The sequence below is a fragment of the Peptoniphilus lacrimalis DSM 7455 genome (genome assembly GCF_000378725.1).
Classification (GTDB): domain Bacteria; phylum Bacillota; class Clostridia; order Tissierellales; family Peptoniphilaceae; genus Peptoniphilus_A; species Peptoniphilus_A lacrimalis.
On the sequence record NZ_KB900372.1, the window covers coordinates 140,210 to 157,469 of the forward strand.

At 30.6% G+C, this 17,260-nt stretch carries 13 protein-coding genes; all 13 read right to left on the reverse strand.

Translation table 11 applies throughout. From position 1 onward, the window contains the following. Positions 1-372 precede the first annotated feature (372 nt). The 13 genes from F594_RS09245 to ltrA all read right to left on the reverse strand — a co-directional run bounded on the left by F594_RS09245 (position 373) and on the right by ltrA (position 16,678). Positions 373-699: a type III toxin-antitoxin system ToxN/AbiQ family toxin gene (locus F594_RS09245; RefSeq protein ID WP_019034960.1), complete on the reverse strand. Its 327-nt coding sequence runs from the start codon at positions 697-699 to the stop codon at positions 373-375. 341 nt (positions 700-1,040) lie between these two features. Next, complete coding sequence (locus tag F594_RS0106330) at positions 1,041-2,747, reverse strand: DNA topoisomerase 3 (protein ID WP_019034962.1); 1,707 nt, start codon at positions 2,745-2,747, stop codon at positions 1,041-1,043. A 416-nt stretch (positions 2,748-3,163) separates the two neighbouring features. Next, complete coding sequence (locus F594_RS0106335; protein WP_019034963.1) at positions 3,164-4,042, reverse strand: CD1107 family mobile element protein; 879 nt, start codon at positions 4,040-4,042, stop codon at positions 3,164-3,166. A gap of 15 nt (positions 4,043-4,057) precedes the next feature. Beyond that, on the reverse strand, positions 4,058-6,379 hold the full coding sequence (locus tag F594_RS0106340; protein ID WP_407675532.1) for a leucine-rich repeat protein: 2,322 nt from the start codon (positions 6,377-6,379) through the stop codon (positions 4,058-4,060). A 29-nt stretch (positions 6,380-6,408) separates the two neighbouring features. Further along, positions 6,409-6,666, reverse strand: a complete 258-nt coding sequence (locus F594_RS0106345) for a hypothetical protein (protein WP_019034965.1) — start codon at positions 6,664-6,666, stop codon at positions 6,409-6,411. Positions 6,667-6,683: 17 nt separating this feature from the next. Next, on the reverse strand, positions 6,684-9,650 hold the full coding sequence (locus F594_RS0106350; RefSeq protein WP_019034966.1) for a C40 family peptidase: 2,967 nt from the start codon (positions 9,648-9,650) through the stop codon (positions 6,684-6,686). A 9-nt stretch (positions 9,651-9,659) separates the two neighbouring features. After that, positions 9,660-10,625 carry a DNA-methyltransferase gene (locus F594_RS0106355; RefSeq protein WP_004828995.1) on the reverse strand — a complete coding sequence of 322 codons (966 nt, stop codon included), beginning with the start codon at positions 10,623-10,625 and terminating at the stop codon, positions 9,660-9,662. Beyond that, positions 10,597-13,092, reverse strand: a complete 2,496-nt coding sequence (locus F594_RS0106360) for a VirB4-like conjugal transfer ATPase, CD1110 family (protein WP_019034967.1) — start codon at positions 13,090-13,092, stop codon at positions 10,597-10,599. Before F594_RS0106360 ends, F594_RS0106355 begins: the two co-directional genes overlap by 29 nt. Beyond that, positions 13,089-13,427: a PrgI family protein gene (locus F594_RS0106365; RefSeq protein WP_004837294.1), complete on the reverse strand. Its 339-nt coding sequence runs from the start codon at positions 13,425-13,427 to the stop codon at positions 13,089-13,091. Before F594_RS0106365 ends, F594_RS0106360 begins: the two co-directional genes overlap by 4 nt. Beyond that, positions 13,427-13,684 (reverse strand): hypothetical protein, encoded by a 258-nt coding sequence (locus F594_RS0106370; protein ID WP_019034968.1) that lies wholly within the window; start codon positions 13,682-13,684, stop codon positions 13,427-13,429. The genes F594_RS0106365 and F594_RS0106370 overlap by 1 nt, the downstream gene beginning before the upstream one ends. A 17-nt stretch (positions 13,685-13,701) precedes the next feature. Further along, positions 13,702-14,565 (reverse strand): VirB6/TrbL-like conjugal transfer protein, CD1112 family, encoded by an 864-nt coding sequence (locus F594_RS0106375; RefSeq protein WP_025194490.1) that lies wholly within the window; start codon positions 14,563-14,565, stop codon positions 13,702-13,704. Between the two features lies 1 nt (position 14,566). Further along, complete coding sequence (locus tag F594_RS09525) at positions 14,567-14,713, reverse strand: Maff2 family mobile element protein (protein WP_000504426.1); 147 nt, start codon at positions 14,711-14,713, stop codon at positions 14,567-14,569. Between the two features lie 105 nt (positions 14,714-14,818). Further along, complete coding sequence (gene ltrA / locus F594_RS0106385) at positions 14,819-16,678, reverse strand: group II intron reverse transcriptase/maturase (protein ID WP_019034969.1); 1,860 nt, start codon at positions 16,676-16,678, stop codon at positions 14,819-14,821. Between the last annotated feature and the right edge of the window lie 582 nt (positions 16,679-17,260).

The following is a 17,260-nucleotide window of genomic DNA, read 5'->3' on the forward strand; positions in this document are numbered from 1 at the left end:
CTGCACAGGCTGTTGCTTTTGGATCCATATTGTATATAGATATTTGATGTATATATGGATACTTATAGTTATTGCCTGATACCTTTAAATATTCCTCATATTTTTTTATATCTTTCTTAAATTCTTCTTTTGCAAGATAGATTGTTCTGCTTAAATCTACTATATCATATCTTGGCATTTTATCCCTCCTCATTATAGTGATAAAAATGAACTAAATTTTTATATATTTATTTATTAAACTTTATTTCTTTCTATTTTTTAAATTTCTGTAAGCAAAAGATAACTTTAGCATGTCATTTACTCTATCTTTTTATTGCAATAAAAAAACGATTAGAATTTTTTACTTTTCAAATCGCTTTAACTGCCTTTATCCTATTGCTTCCAATCCAACATTGCTTTTTCTAACTTTGAAAAATTACAATTTGCTCTTCTTATAATTCCTGTTTTCTTTTGATTTTTGTATATTTTTTCTACCTTTATCAAGATCTTTGTTTTTATTTTTAAACAAAAAGCATATTCTTTTTGAAATAAGTCTTTATATCTGATATCTTCAAGTTCGTTAAAATCAATTCTTTCATAACAATCAGTCGGTACAGGAATCATTTTCTTAATATCCAATATAGATAATATGTGCAATTTTTCTTTATCAGAATAATATTTGTAAATATCTCCATCTATAGTAATACTATTATCGATCACTTCATAAATTAAAAAATGCTCATCAGAAACATTCTTCCATTTTTTGCGTTTTCCTTTGCAGAAGAAATTGGAATAAAAAAATAGAAAGGTTTTAACCTCTCTGTTTGCTTTAATATTTTACCTTTGGGATGTAGGTAGTTATACACCTTCTTTAATGCTCCACCTTTAACGGTAGCGGGACACCATCTTTATCTTATAAGAGTATAACGTATATTTATAGTAATGTCAAATAAGCAAATTTCCTAATGCCTACTCTTTTATCACTTATATTATACCCTATTTCTTTCATAAATCATTCCTTTCTTCATTCCTATAATTATATTCAAGTTTTTATAATCAATTTACTTATAGTATTTACCTATGGTATTTTTTATTTCTTCTTCAATTTCCTTTAAAAAATTCTCTTTATCTTCCTTACCCTTTGCTATATCACTTAATCTCATTTCCCATTTTGCTGTTGTCTTTGGAGATTTAAACTCATCTATAACTATAGTCACTAGGTTTAATCCCTTTCTAGTTGATATTAGGTTTTTCTTTTCTCTTTTTATATAACCTTTGTATATCAAATTTTCTATTATTCCCGCTCTTGTAGCAGGAGTACCAAGTCCTTTTCTCTCAACTTCAACATCCTTAACTAATTCATCATTCCCAGCTATTTCCATTGCTTTTAAGAGTGTGTCTTCAGTGAAGTGTTTAGGTGGATTTGTATACTTCTCTTTTGTATCTTTATTTTCAATATATAAAAAATCTCCTATTTTTACATCAGGAAGTTGTATATCTTCTTTCTTCTTTGATTTATATTCTTCTAAATATTTTGTAAATCCTTCTTCAGCAATTATTTTATAAGTGTTTATAAATTCAAACCCGTCAAATTCAGCCACTATCTTTGTTGTATTTTCTACAAGTGGGTATCCAAAACTTGCATAGAGTTTATTTGTTATAAGTCTATATACTTTGGCTTCACTTTCCGGAAGATCTGAAATATCCTTATTTAACGAACTTATCGTTGGAATTATTGCATGATGATCTGTAACTTTTTCAGTATTAAAAACAACCTTAATTCTTTCTGTATCAAAATAATTTTTCCCTATAATATTATTTACAGTGCTTTCTATCATGTCTACTGTCAAATATCTTGAATCTGTTCGTGGATAGGTAATATACTTCTTTTCATACAGGCTTTGGGCATAATCTAGGGTTTGTTTTGCACTGTATCCAAAATACTTATTACATTCTCTTTGAAGTGTTGTTAGATCAAAGGGCAGATTAGGCTTTGTAATCTTTTCTTTTTTAATTACATCGGTTATTTCAATTTTTTCTCCGATTAAATTTTTAAGCTGCTCTGCCACTATCTTGTCATCAATTCTATCTGTCGACAGTGTAAATCCATTCATATAAATCTCAACTGTATAATATTTTTCTTTTTTAAAACTATTTATCTCATCATCTCTATTCACAATCATTGATAAAGTTGGTGTTTGTACTCTGCCTACACTATAATTTTCATTATATAGACAGGAGTAAAGTCTACTTATGTTCATTCCAACAAGCCAATCAGCTATGGCACGAGCCTTAGCTGAATCAAAAAGATTATCATAATTACTTCCATCTTTTAAGTTGCTAAATCCTTCTTTTATGGAAGAGTCTTCCATTGAGGAAATCCAAAGACGTTTCATTTTCTTCTTACAATTTGCCATCATATATACAAGTCTAAAGATAGCTTCTCCTTCTCTACCAGCATCACAAGCATTAATAATGGTGTCAACTTCATTACTATTCATTAGTCTTTTAAGAATATTAAACTGTTTTTTAGTTGTCTTCGTTACCTCATACTTGTATTCTTTTGGGATAATAGGTAAATCTTCAATTCTCCACTTCTTATATCTTTCATCATACACATCAGGATTTGCCATTTGTACTAAATGCCCAACACACCATGAAACAATGTATCCATTCCCCTCATAATATCCATTATTTCTATTTTTTGCTCCTATAACTTTTGCTATTGATGCTGCAACACTTGGTTTTTCTGCGATTACTAATTTCATTTTTCCTCCTTTAATTTTTTAATAAAAAAATGAGAGATTAAATTTTCAATCCCTCATCTTTTTATAGCTCTACTGATTTTTTATTTTTTCTATAATATTTATTCCATTATCTATTACATCTTAAAACTTTATGTCTCTAACATAAAGATTTTTCTTCGAATAAGAATTCCATCTGTATAAAAAAGCTTGATCCGTTTTTAGCATTCTCATTAAACTTATGATTTTATCTATATCAAATTCTTAATTATACAATCAATCATTTCAACTTAGCCTTACTTATATATTAAGTTTGTGCTGTCGTTTTGTTCATCGTTTTTTATTAAAGTTCCAGAATTCTAATTGTACTTTTTTTATAAATTTACACGATAATTGAGTTTATTGTTGTCCTTAATCTACTGCTTAAATCATTGAGAAGATTAAAATTCATCTTCATCTGGAATAATTTCTGTATCTTCCTTATCTTCAAGATCATAATCCTCCCCTTCAGATTCATAATCATCTTCTAATTCATTATAATCTTGCTCATCTTCAAAACTTGCCTCTTCATTTTTTTTATAGATTTTGAAGTAATATCCTGCACCCATTACACCAACAATAATTAAACCCATAAATAAATAGAGTCCTATCCCTGATTTCTTTTCTTCTTTCTCCTCTTTCTTCGGTTTTTCCTCCACCGGTTCTTCTTTTTTCACTACTTCTTCTTTTGGCTTTACTTCACTTTCTCCTTCAATCATATTTAGTAGATCTTGTTCTCCAACTTCTGTTAGTAATTGTACATTTTCTTGATTTTCCGAATGATCTACAATGAGGTGCATAGTTTTTCCACTCTTTGTTTGAAAGGTTAAAAATTGTCTAACATCTATTGGATTTTCCTTTTTTTCATCTCTTGATGTTTGATCTTCTACTTTCGGTGTAATATCCTGTCCATTTTTATCTACATTTTCTATTACTGTTCCTCTTGCCTTATTTTCTTTTGTAGCTAATGGATTAATTGCTTTAGTATTGCCACCTTTAACAAGTTTAGATGGCTTTTCTTTTTTATCTACTTGCTCATTTTTTATGTTATTTTCTTGTATTTTGGGCACTTCCTGATAAGGAATTTTTTGACTCTCATTAGATGGTTCATATATATCTTCATCAAATAAGCTTTCTAATTCTTTACTTTTTTCTGGCAAATAAATATCATTTGACTGATTTTTTATTTCATTATCATTGCTCTTAGCTATGGATATGCTTGGCATACTTAATAGTAAAAGGAGTAGCACTAAGGCTACCCCTAATCTTTTTTTCTTCATAGTTATCTCCTTTTCTTACTTTATATTCTTAAAGACATAAACTGCCTTTCTGCTATTATCCCATTCTATACTTTGATCTTTTTCATCTCTTATATCCCCACAGCTTGCATTAAAAGCTTTAGCTATATTGGAAATAGATGCGTGAATTCTTCCATTTATAATTACAGGTTTAGTGTCAGAATGATAAATGTTTCCTTGACTATCTTTCATAACACCAGTATCTATATTTAATCTTAGAGTTTTTTTAGGTAAGGCTGTATTTTCTTTATTTGAAAAGATAGCCTCTCTCTTACTATCATCATATTCTACATTAAACCCAAGAGTATAGGCTGCATATCTAACAGGTAACATAATGCGATTATCCTTAATATATGCTTTTACATCCATATAGACTGTTGTCTTACCATCTTTATTGATAATGTTATAAAAGTTTTTGTCTACTTGAAAAACTGCAAATTCTTTTTCATCTTTAACTTGTTTTTTACCTTGTTGTTCCTCTTGCTTTTTCATCTTGTTAAGATCAAATTGATTTAGAATATTCTTGTCATCAGCTTTCAAAAGTTCGTCCCACTTCTTATCTTGAGATTTCTTATCTTCTTTCTTCTCTTTGTTTTCTTTTTGGAGTTTTAGAAGTTCATCTAATTTTTTAGATAAGTCTTGATTTAGATTTTTATCTTTTTCATTTTTAGCTTGTTTTTCAAGTTCTTCTTTCGCTTTTTTATTTGCTTCCTCGATTAACTTCTTTGCTTCTTCAATTTTCTTATCTAATTCTTCTTTTAGCTTTTTAATTTCTTCTTCTGAAGCTTTTTGTTTTTCTTCTAGTTCATTAATCTTCTCTTCTAATTCTTTTTTTGTATTTTCAGAAGACTCTTTTAAACTATCAATATCCTTTTGAAGCTCTTCAATTTTCTTACAACATTCTGACTTAGAATTTTCTATTTCTTTCTTCTTAGACTCTAGTTCTTTTATCTTAGTATCTTTTTTATCAAGAGCTTTTTCTAAGTCCTTAATTCTATTATCTTTATCCTCAATTTCTTTAGTCTTCTTTGCAAGTTCCCCTTCTAAAGACTCGAGCTTTTCTTGCATTTCTTTGATTTTATTTTCGTTTTTGTCGGTCTTTTCTTTCTCAGCTTCTAACTCCCATTTTGTAGATGAATAATCTTCTTTTAGTTTTGCATTTTCATCTTGTAATCTTTTTAATTCATCTTTAAGCTGAGTAATTTCTGCTATTAGTTCATCATTATTGGAGTTTTTAAGATCCTCAATTTCTTTATTCAATTGAGCAATCTTATTATCTTTATCTCTAATCTCTTCTTCTAACTTAGATTTTTCTTGTTTTAAGTTCTCTCCATTATCTTTGCAAGATTCTAACTTTTCTTTTAATTCATCTATCTTTGTTTGGTCTTCTTGTTTCTTATCATTTAAGTCTTTGATCTGATTTTCTAAGTCCTTAATGTTTTTAGTTAAATCATCAATCTTATTGTCCTTTTCATCAATATCTTGTCCTGTTAAATCTGTTTGAGTATCAATGGAATATTTATTTGGATTGTAAATAGTCATCTTTCCTTGATACATATCATTGTTATAATCAAATTCAAGTTCTACACTATCTACATTCTTATCAAAGACAAGCTCTCCATTTTCAAACCTTAATCCATTAGGAATAGATTTGAATCCTTGATTTCCGTTGAAACCAAAATGATTTTCGTAAAATGGATTTTGTTTTGGTCTATACTCAACTTCTTGATTATGGAATACTCCCTTACTGTTAATATTTGGATTGCCTAAAACTTTTATAGTGTGCAATTTATTTCTTGAAAAAGCATATTGTTCAATTGTCTTCACAGACTTCGGTATAGTTATTTCTTGAAGATTATTTCTTTCAAAAGCATTATGTTCAATATTTACCAAAGTATCAGGTAAAGTCACTTCTCTAAGTCCACAATTGAAAAATGCTAAACCACCAAGATAAGTTAGACTACTTGATAGTTTTACCTCGTCTATACTTGCTTCATAAAAGGCAGCATAGCCTAAATGATTAACAGAATCAGGAATAATTACTTTATCCCAATGTTTACCGCGTCCAAATTCTCTTTTAAATCTAAATTCATCGTTTGAATGACTTAAAGAATAATTTCCATTTACAGACTTCGTTCCTTCAGGAAATACTAGAATATTTGTCTTCTCTTTCTTTTCTAAGCCCTTATCACTAAAGGCAATTATATTTCCCTCAGAGGAATACATAAAATCATCTTCCGTCCACTCCACCTTATCATCTGTTTTTGCATATACAGGACTTACAGCAACTATATTCACTAGACTTACAAGTAGCATCATTACAGCTAAAATCCCACTGGTTATTTTTTTCATAAATTTTCCTCACTTTCATTTGTATCTTTTCTTTTAAGTTCTTGTCTTTCTCTATTTTCTTCTTCCTTATTTTTTCTAACAATAAATAAAAATTCATCAAGAGATATTTTTCTACTTCGAAATTCCTTGATGATCTCTAAATTTTCTATTTCTTCTTGTTCCTCTGCTAATAACTGAAGTTCTATTTCAATTTCTTCTTTTTTCTTTCTTAAATTCTTCTGTTTTTCTATGTTTCTGATTAATTTTTTATTCATAGATTTTTACTCCCCTCTTATTTTGGTCTACCAAAGGAATAGAAGTGATTTTTCCAATACCTTGAGTTTATACTGGTATATTGGATAGGATCTCCTGCATGGAGCATCATTCCATTTCCGGCATATATTCCTACGTGAGAAATTGGCGTACCAGAATTATATGTGCCTTTAAAGAAAATAATATCCCCAGGTTTTGCCTCGCTTGGAGATATTGGATTACAATAATTTTTATAAATTTGCCAAGCTGTTGTCCTTGGCATTCTTTTTACACCAGACTTTGTATAAGACCAACATACAAATCCTGAACAGTCAAAATTACTAGGTCCGCTTGCGCCAAACACATATCTTTTGCCTATGTGTTTTTCTGCTTCATTAAATAAGGCTTTGGCAGTTTCAGAATCAAAAGCAAGACCGGGATTTCCAAAGTTTGGATTGTCTATAATCTCTCCCAAGTTCCCATAGCTTGATCCAAAATATCCACTCATATTTCCCTGACTATCAAGTAATGCTAAATAATGAGCCATATTTGTTTCATAGTTTGCAAATTCTTCTCTTGCTATTTCATCAATGCTTTTCTTTTTTATAGTTAAGGTTAGAATTCTATAGGTATATGGATTTCCTTCACTGTCATATTTTGTAATAGACTTTGAAGTATATTTTTTCTCATACATTTGATTAAATAGTTTTTTTAATTCCTTTTGTATCTCTTCAGCTGACTTAATCTCTCCATATCTTGCTGTTAAATAGCTAAAAAGCTCATGTAGATCATGACCAACAGAATCTCCTTTTATATGATATTCATCATAATTTGGATAATTTTCTTTAATACTATCTATTTCGTCTTGTAATGCATATTCATAACTTGTAAATTCATTATTAATATCCATTAAAACTTCTTCTTTTGATAGATAGCTTGTAGCTATAACATTACTTGTTAATCCTGAAGTAAGACTGCCAACATTGCTAATTCCTTGAAATAGCATAAAAAAAAGTCCTAAAATACAAAGGGCAATTAAAATTTGCTTATATCCTTTGTTTTTTAAAACTTCCAATGTTTTCTTTCCAATATTAGCGAAAGATTTCTTTATTCTATTTACTAAACCTTCCCCGTGTTTCTTCCTAAAATCTCTCTGAAACTTCTTTTTCATAAAAAATCGATTCAATTTATTAGAGTTTTGATAATCTTTAGTCTTCTTCAATTCTTCAAAATTTCTTTGAAAGAGGAGTTTACTTTCTTTCTTATAAATTTTTCCTTCTAAAGATTTTATTTTTCTTTGAGTTTTTAAAGGTTTTTTTCTTCTAAAATGGCTAATTTCTCTGCCAATAGCTTCGGTAGTTCTACTAAGCTTATAAGCAGCGTTAACGCCTGCATTATCATCTTTCCCACTATATAGATAGTTTGCCGTCATAGCACTTGCAAAAATAATAGGTTTTTCTATACCCGCTTTTTTCGACTTTTTCTTATCCTTAATTAACTCTTTTTCCTTTTTATTCTTTTTCTCATATAGTTTTGATATTTTATCTTCCTTTTTATAAAACTTATCTTTTTCACTTTTGTTATCTTTTTTAGAATGGAATTTAGTTTTATTTTTTGTATCTACCTTATTTTCTTCAGATACATTTTTAGAATCCTGTACTTCTTTTTTTGTCCTGGTGTATTCTTTCTTTGGATCAAAGTTGCTTTTCTTTATAGTATTATCAAAAGCGTCTTTTATTTGTCTTTTCTTTCCCTTGTTTTTATTAGAAATTCCACTATGATTTAAATCAAGTTCATCTACTTCAAGATTCTCATTTTTTATTACGTTTTTTTCCTGTTTGAAGATTTCTTTTTTCGTGCCTATTTTTTCTTGATTCTTTTTATTTATATTATATTTATCTTTATTTTTTTCAGATTCACTTTTAAATCCTTCAGATAGGCTATCCTGTCTAAATTTCCCACTAGAAACCCTACCCATTAGCATATTTTTTTCTTCTAAATTTCTAACTTTGCCTTTGAAATATTTGCTATTTTGTTTTTTATTAGTATTCAGATCTTGAATTATTTTTTTATCTTCTTCATTTGCCTTATATGATAAGTCTTTTCTTCTAAACTTCCCATTTAAAGATTTTAATTCTGCTTTTTCTCCTTTGTCCTTAAACTGACTTTGAGATTGATAAAGTTTTTTTAAGGTGTTTTTTTGAAAGCTTTCTTTCCCTTTATTACCAAGAATAGAAGAACCATCCCAATTTTTTCTTTGCACATCAGAAGATGGTAAATACTTATAGTCATCTCTTGTGTCCCTATATGATACATTGCTATCACTAAAGTTCATGTCATAGCGATCTATGACACCATCATTATCTGAGTCCTGCGATAAGGGATCATATGTTGAACTTACCTCTATATTAAAATTCTTATCTTCTTCTTTTCTAAATCTCCTTATTTTTTTCTCTTGCACGCCATTAAAACTTTCACTCTCAACGTTTTTCTTCCATTTTAAATTACTATTCCCCTTGTAATTTTTTTGGGGAGAAGTGCTACTTTTTAAATTAGAGCTAGTTGAATTTGGTCTATCATTAAAATCTTCTTTAAAGTTACTTAGCCTGTATTCTGTTTCTTGCCCGTAATATTCACCATATCTACTTTCCTCATTTTCTTCCATTTTTCTATGCTGCTGTTGCGAATATTCTGGCTGATATTCATTATGATAGAAAGTTTCTGAAAATTTTTCCTCATGGTTTTTTCTTTGTCTTCTTCCTCTATTTGACTTATCTTTTTCGTTGAGTAAATCCTGACTATTTTCTTGCAAATGAGATGAATAATATTTAGAGTCTTCAGCATTATTGTCTATGTTGTTCTTGCTTTTTTCTTTATTAATTTCTTTTTTTGAAAAATCTGATGGTCTCTCTGTACTACTGGATTTTTCATTGCTTTCTTCTTTCTTTTCTGATATAAGCTTGGTCTTTGGTACATCTCTTGGGTTTACTTTCCCTTTCTTTTTCATATATACCTCCTATTTCATATTTTTCTCTATCCTTTCTTTAGCTATTTGACAGTAGTCTTTGTTTATGTCAATTCCAATATATTCTCTGTCCATCCTAATAGCTACCATTCCAACAGTTCCTGAACCCATAAAAGGATCAAGAATTAAGCCTTTTTTAGGACATCCTGCTTTTATACAAAGTTCTACCAGTTTTGGTGGAAATACCGCATAGTGTTTTCCTTTAAACGCACTGGTGTTAATAGTCCAAATATCTCTATTGTTTCTAAACTTAGGGACATTATCTCCTATATATTCTCCATACTCTCTTGCTTCATTTATGCTCTGTCTTTTAGCTCCTGTGCCTTCTTGTAAATACTTATTATTATTTCCCCTTGCCCTCATATATCTTTTTTTGCTTATTTCTTTTATTGGTTCTTTCATAGCGTCAAAGTTATAGAAATACTTTCTTGCTTTTGATAGTAGGAAGATATGTTCATAGGATCTTGATGGTCTATCTCTACAAGACTCAGGCATGGCATTTTCCTTATGCCAAATAATATCACTTCTTAAATACCAACCGTCCTCTCTTAATTTTAAAGCTAGTTGCCAAGGTATCCCCATTAAGTCTTTTGCCTTGTAGCCACTGAGTTTTTCTGTAATAGACTCTTTTTGACCACTTCTTCCTTCTATGTTTTTAGGATCTTTATATTCTTTTTTGCTTCTTGTGCCTGCATAAGAATCTCCAATAACTATCCAAAGTGTTCCTTCTTTTTTTAATACTCTTTTTACTTCTCTAAAGACTTCAATTAATTTATTTAAATATTCCTCCGGACTTTCTTCTCTTCCAATTTGTCCTTCTGCTTTATAATCTCTAAGTCCATAATATGGAGGAGATGTAATACAGCAATCAAATGTTTTATCTGGAAATTCCTTTAGAGCAGAAATTGCATCTAAATTAATAATATAGTTAGTTTTTAACTTCTCTCTGTCTATCAATTTCTATCCCTTCCTTTAATTCTTCTGGTTTAGTTGTCATTAACTTATACAATTTGGTATCTTTAGGGAATCTATCTACAAAAGGTACTATTGTGTTTCCGTAGAATAGTAATCCCTCTCCCTCATTGGAATTTGTTACGTAGGATAACTGATAAAGAGATATATTTAACTTGTTCGCTAAAATTTCCCTATCACCACTAGCTTGATTAAGCATTAAGATAAAATCTGTGTTATCAAATATATTTTCTATTTCAGGACTGGCTAAAAGGTCCTTTACATTTTGTGTTAATCCTGTTGGAATCCCACCCCATTTTCTAAATCTTTTCCAGATTTCTATGGAATATGAGGCTGTTTGTTCTTCTCTTAAAAGCAAATGGAATTCGTCACAGTAATATCTGGTTTCCTTCTTATTCCTATTAATAGTTACTCTGTTCCATACTTGATCTTGAACAATTAACATACCTATTTTTCTAAGTTGCTTTCCTAATTCCTTAATGTCATAGCAAAGAATTCTATTGCCTGTATCTACATTAGTCCTATGGTTAAATACATTAAGACTACCTTTGACATAAATTTCCATTTCTACTGCTAATTTTTTCCCTACCTTTTCTTCTTGTTTTAAAAGTAAATTATATAAATCTTCTAAAATTGGCATATTTTCAGGAATAGGATTGTCGAAGTAATCCTTATATAATATTGGAAGGCATCTATCAATTACTGAAGTTTCTTCTGCACTTAACCCTTCCTTTCCTACTACAAGTTCAAACAGTGAAAGAATAAAGTCAGACTTTAAAGATAAGGGATTGTCTTCATCGGCATAGTCTACATTTATATCCAACGGGTTTATATAATCCTTACTTGTTGGCGATATTTTTATAACTTCTCCACCTAGTGCATTAGTTAAATTTCCATACTCCCCTTCCGGATCACATATAATGATGTCATCTTGTGTGATTAAAAAAGCATTGGTAATTTCTCTTTTAGCCGAAAAAGATTTACCACTACCAGGCGTTCCAAGTATTAAACCGTTTGGATTCTTTAAAAGCTTTCTATCTGTCATAATAATGTTACGACTTAAAGCATTTAATCCGTAGTATAAGCTCTCTCCTTCTAAGCACAGCTCTTCTGTTGTAAAAGGAATAAAGACTGCTGTAGAGCTAGTTGTAAGTCCTCTTTTTATTTCGATTTCATTTTTTCCAAGTGGCAGGGAGGAAATTAGTCCTTGTTCCTGTCTATAGTTAAGATTTTTCAATACACAATTATGTCTACCTGCTATTGAATTTAGTTGAAAAATTATATTACTCAATTTCTTTCTACTTTTTTCCATATTTGTAAACAAAATAGTTATGACAAACATTCTCTCATTATGATTTTGAAGTTCTACCAATAGTTTCTTAGCATCATTACCATAGGTAATTAAATCGCTTGGAAGAATATCAATATCATATCCTGATCTTATAGCCTTCTTATTTTCTTCAATTTTCATTTTATCCAAGTCCGTTATTTTTCTTTTAATCATCTTTATAGCTTCTGTTTGATCAATGGAATTTATATGAAATGTTACAATCATATTTTCTTCAACTCCTAAAAATTCTGATAATAATCTATCTGATAATTCAGGTGCTAGAATTTGTAGAAAGTTTACTTCTCCAAAGTATTCTCCAATTTTAAATTGATTGTTAGATGAAAAGTTAAATGATGCTGGTACTATATAATCCTTAGTAGATAGTCCACTATATTTTAGGTCTTCAAATGAAAAAACAAAATTCTTATTTGGATTTAAGATATCGTGAATAACCTTTAACCTTTCATATCCACTTAATACATAAGCTTTTACTCCCATCTGCTTAAAGTTATTTAATATATCCATTTCCATTCTTTCAAGTCTTGTAGTTGCCTCTTTTAAATCTTGTGCTTGTAAGCTAAAGGTGATATACATATATTTAGTAAGTCCATTATTTCCTTTTTGACTCTGATTTTTTAGCATTTCCCTGTACTCTTTTCGTATTTCATTATATGAATCGTTTCTATCCGGAACATTGATGTTTTTTTCTACTTCTTCATTTTTTCCTATGCGATTAATATATGAAAGTTCTATATCAACACTTGGATCAAAATAGTTTAAAAAACTTGAAAATTCATTAAATATACTTTCCTTATCTTCTTCTGTTGAAAGCTGGTAGTTAATATCTAAAAAACGTATCATTTTATTAAATTTGTTCTTCTCAACTTGGCAAATCCCATTTCTCAACATTCTTAAATAAGGGATTGTTTCCTGAACGCTCTTTTTCTTCTTCCCACCAAAAAAGGAAAGCTTCTTTTTGGGCTTTCCTTTTTCTTTAGAAATATTTGCTTTTTTCATCTTTTTTTGACTTATACTAATGCTTTTTAAATCTTCTTTTTGTTTTTTTAAATTTCTTTTTTCTTGATTTAATTTTTTCTGTTGTTTTTTCTGTATTTGATTCATTTACTCCTTTCCTTTCTTTGTTTCTTTATATCATAAATACATTCTGTCTTGTATATCCTTATACTTGTCTGTCTTTTCTTATCTATAATATACTTTAAATATTTTTCAAAATAGATCCCGTCCTTTTCATAAAGAGTTGCAAATATTATAGGAAAAGACACACCTATCATAATTAACATAGATAGGTCATTAGGCAGCACTTTTTTTGTCATTAAATATACTGGAAATCCTATTAGACCTGCAATTGTAAAGCCAATTAATTGTCTTTTTGTTAGATTTAGAGCTACCTTTGTTTTTACTTTCGTTAAGTCCTTTGGGACATTTACATAAGCCATTATTCTAAACCCTCTAAGTAAAAGCCATATATATTTTCTCTGTTCAGATCTTCTAATGATTTTCCCAAATTCACTGCTATTTCTAAGACTTTTTCATTCGTTTCTTCTCTATTATCTAAAACTTCCGATATTTTTCTTATAATCATTCTATTTTGTATTTCTCTTGTAATATATCCCCCTATTAAAAGTATTGGGAGTCCTATTATTCCAAGTGTTTTTAGATTAATTTTTTTGTCCTTTTTTCTTCTAATTTTCATCATCTTCTCCTTTTTTATTAATGAGCATTTAAAATTGATTTTGCAATACTTCCTGATTTCATCATAGTTATACCAAGTATTAAGGTGTATCCTAGTAATTCAAAAATACTTTTGTGTATGTCTGATATATTTAAAGTCTTAACAAGTACGGCATAAATTCCTACGCATATAAGTAAGAATAAACCTTGCAAGCCAAGTGCGAAGAGCCCTCTTATATAGTTTGTTCCAATACTTCCCCATTCTTTATTACCCATTGTGGCAAAAGGTATGGCGCAAACTGAAGTATAAATATATATTTCTATCATCCTGCCGTATAGAATAACTGTAATGAGTATTGATATCCCTTGAATTATCATCTTTACAATTGCTGTCTCTAATACTATAGTCATTAATTTTCCTATTGACTCTCCTTTTAGGCTATCTACCATATTAGCTATATCACCTGGAGAAACTTTTGCACTAGCATTTGCCACACCTGCTGCCTTTCCTATTAAATTCTGTGCCACATCAAATACTGCCATAGAAAAGTCAAAAGCATGAGATACAAGCCATACTGCTATCCACATTTTTATCATATATTTAAAAAAATCAAAGGTATCTGTGTCATGCATATTATTTTTGTTCATTACCATTTGAATTAATTCAATACATAGTACAGCCGTTATGATAAGACCTGCTATGGGAAGTATAACATTTTCTGAAATAGACTTTATGAAGTGGAAAACCTCCGAGTTCCATCCACTCGGAGTCTTTCCTACCTCATTTGCTATCGTTGATACTTTGTCATTTATATCAAGGAGCATTCCGCTTAAATTTTCCTTGATCATATCAATAAGTATCTCCGAAAAAAACTCTTTGATCTTATCTACTATATTAAACATTTTATTTTAACACGTTTGCTAATAGCGGTATTAGTTTTAAACCTATGAGTACAATTCCCCCTCCAGCCATAAGCTGCTTAATACCTTGAGATTTAGCACCAGATAGTGATAGGTAATCCTTTGATGTTATCTCCGGATTTTCCCCCACTTCACACCGTGCATGCGACTTTCACCGCACACGGCGTTCCATCACAAGAAAGATTTTCACGTTTTAACTAAGACTTACACACTTCGTAACAAATTATTTTTTTCTCTAAATTAGTGGCAGTTCTGCCATTTTTCTAAGCTTATTACATTTCTCAATCTGCTTGACTGTTAACCCAAGCTCTTTTATATATTTTTGGATTGTATCTACTTTTGTTGCATGGATGAGTATATGAACTGCTTCTGTAACAAGAATTAAGTTGCTGTAACTATCTGTACCGCCTTGTTCAAGCGGTATCTTGTGATGGCAATGTATGTCGTTTGGTATAAGTTTTACACCTGTTACTCCACATCTGCCATATTGAGCTGCAAAGAGCGAGATTCTGTTGTCTGCAAACTCTATGCTTTTATCAAGCACAGGATGTCTCATCAACCAAACAAGTGTATCTACATCAATTTGCAGATTTTTATGAATAAAAGCTCTGCCCTTTACAGTGTATTTATTTACAACCTTTTTCTTGTGTTTTGCGTCCTTTGTCCTAATATATCCAACTGGAATTAGCGGATGTCCATTAAGGAAGCGAAGCTGTTTACTTTTTCCATATTTTTCTTTGATAAATCCTTTGTTTAGCGTTCCACTGGTTTTAATATCAAGTCTGTTGTTCATCTGCTTTTTAATGTGAAAGGCTATTTTAGCAAAGTCCAAACTTACATTTGTTGCTATTTGGTAGTAATTATGCAAGCCTGAAACAGTGGCATTATACTTGGCTATTGCTTTGTACTGTTCCTTTTTGTTTGCAGGTCTTTTTATATCCGCAACACATTTAGAAATATCTTCTTTTGCATTTTTCAGTGCCTTATCACTTATATGCGACTGTACAACAAACTTTTTGCCTTTTGGTTTAACCTTCAGCTTGAAACCTAAGAACTCCGAATACTTTTGTTTTAGATTTGTTATTTTAGATTTTTCTTCACTTACATTTAGTTTTAATCTGTCTTGCAACCATTTTGTAACTGCCTGATAGGTTCTTTTTGCATCGTAGTAATTACGGCAAAATATCTTAAAATCATCAGCATACCTTACAATGTATATTTCTTTTAGGTTGCTTGTTCTTAAAGCTCTGTAGGTATGGCTTTTTATCTCTGTTCCTTGACTGTTCGTTCTCTGTTTATATGGATAATGCGTGGGCATTGTCAGCCATTGAGAAGAAACCCACCAATCTAATTCGTTCAAGACTACATTAGATAGTAGCGGTGATAATATACCGCCTTGTGGTGTTCCCTTTGTTGGTGTAATTACCTTTTTATCGGGCATAACTATGTCTGCTTTCAGCATTTCCTTAATGATACAAAGTAGCTTTTTGTCTTGGATACCCAAATTCCAAAGTTGCCTTATGAGCTTTGCATGATATACATTGTCGAAAAATCCTTGTATATCAATATCAACTACATAGTGTAAGTGCTGTATCTGCATTAGTCTCGCACATTCTGCAATAGCGTGTTCCGTACTCCTGTTAGGTCGAAACCCATAGGAGCTGTCATGAAACTTGGCTTCACATATCGGCTCTAATATTTGCAAGATACATTGTTGTACAATTCTGTCTACAATAGTCGGTATTCCTAAAGGTCTTATTTTCCCATTAGGCTTTAGTATCTCCACTCTCTTTACAGGGCGTGGTTTATACCAATGAAACTGTTTTTGTATGAGAGAAATGTATTCTTCTTCATTTAGCCTTGATAGATGTTTTATTGTTCTGCCATCTACTCCGGCTGTATGACTTCCTTTGTTCCCTTTGATACTGCGATAGGCAAGTTTTATATTTTCTCTTGAAGTTATCAACTCCATTAAATTTGAAAATACTTTATTCTTACTGCTATCTTCATATAAATCATCAAGGACTTTTTGCAAGTCATAGTATTCCGTATAACGGATTTTGCTTTGTTTCAGTGTTTGTTTCGAAGTGGACACAGTCACCATCTCCTTTCGGATTTGATTTTCTTTGTCATACTCGAAGCTGTGTTTGTCTTAATTTCAGTTCTTGTACTTTCCTGTGACTGGTGGCTATCCCTCCACGAACTTATTATTTTCGCTTCATAGGTACTGTGCCACCGCTTTCACCAAGATAAAGAACGGTTATATGCTGTTTTTTTCAGTCATTTTCCCATTCAACACTTCATTAGCATTAGACTGCTTCCATGCTCTTGGCTTACCACGTTCCGACAATCTTATCTTTGAATACGTTTAGGTTCTTCCTCTAAGCCTGTGTTTAGTTTTCACCATATCGCCTGTAACGATATATGGATTTTCATAACAACCATTCTTACTCATCCACAAACACCCCATCTTTGATGGGAATTGCCGTTAGGCAAATTCAAACGTTTAGACCCTTACATTCGGAAGTACGTCAGTACTTTGGTATACACATTCTCACCATGCGTATTCGACACCCGACATATAGGTAGCACCGTCCACCTCTGAACAGCTTTCGTGTCTGATGTTAATATCAGTCTTACGGCTACTCTCTGCCGACTTCACCGAGCTTTTGACAAT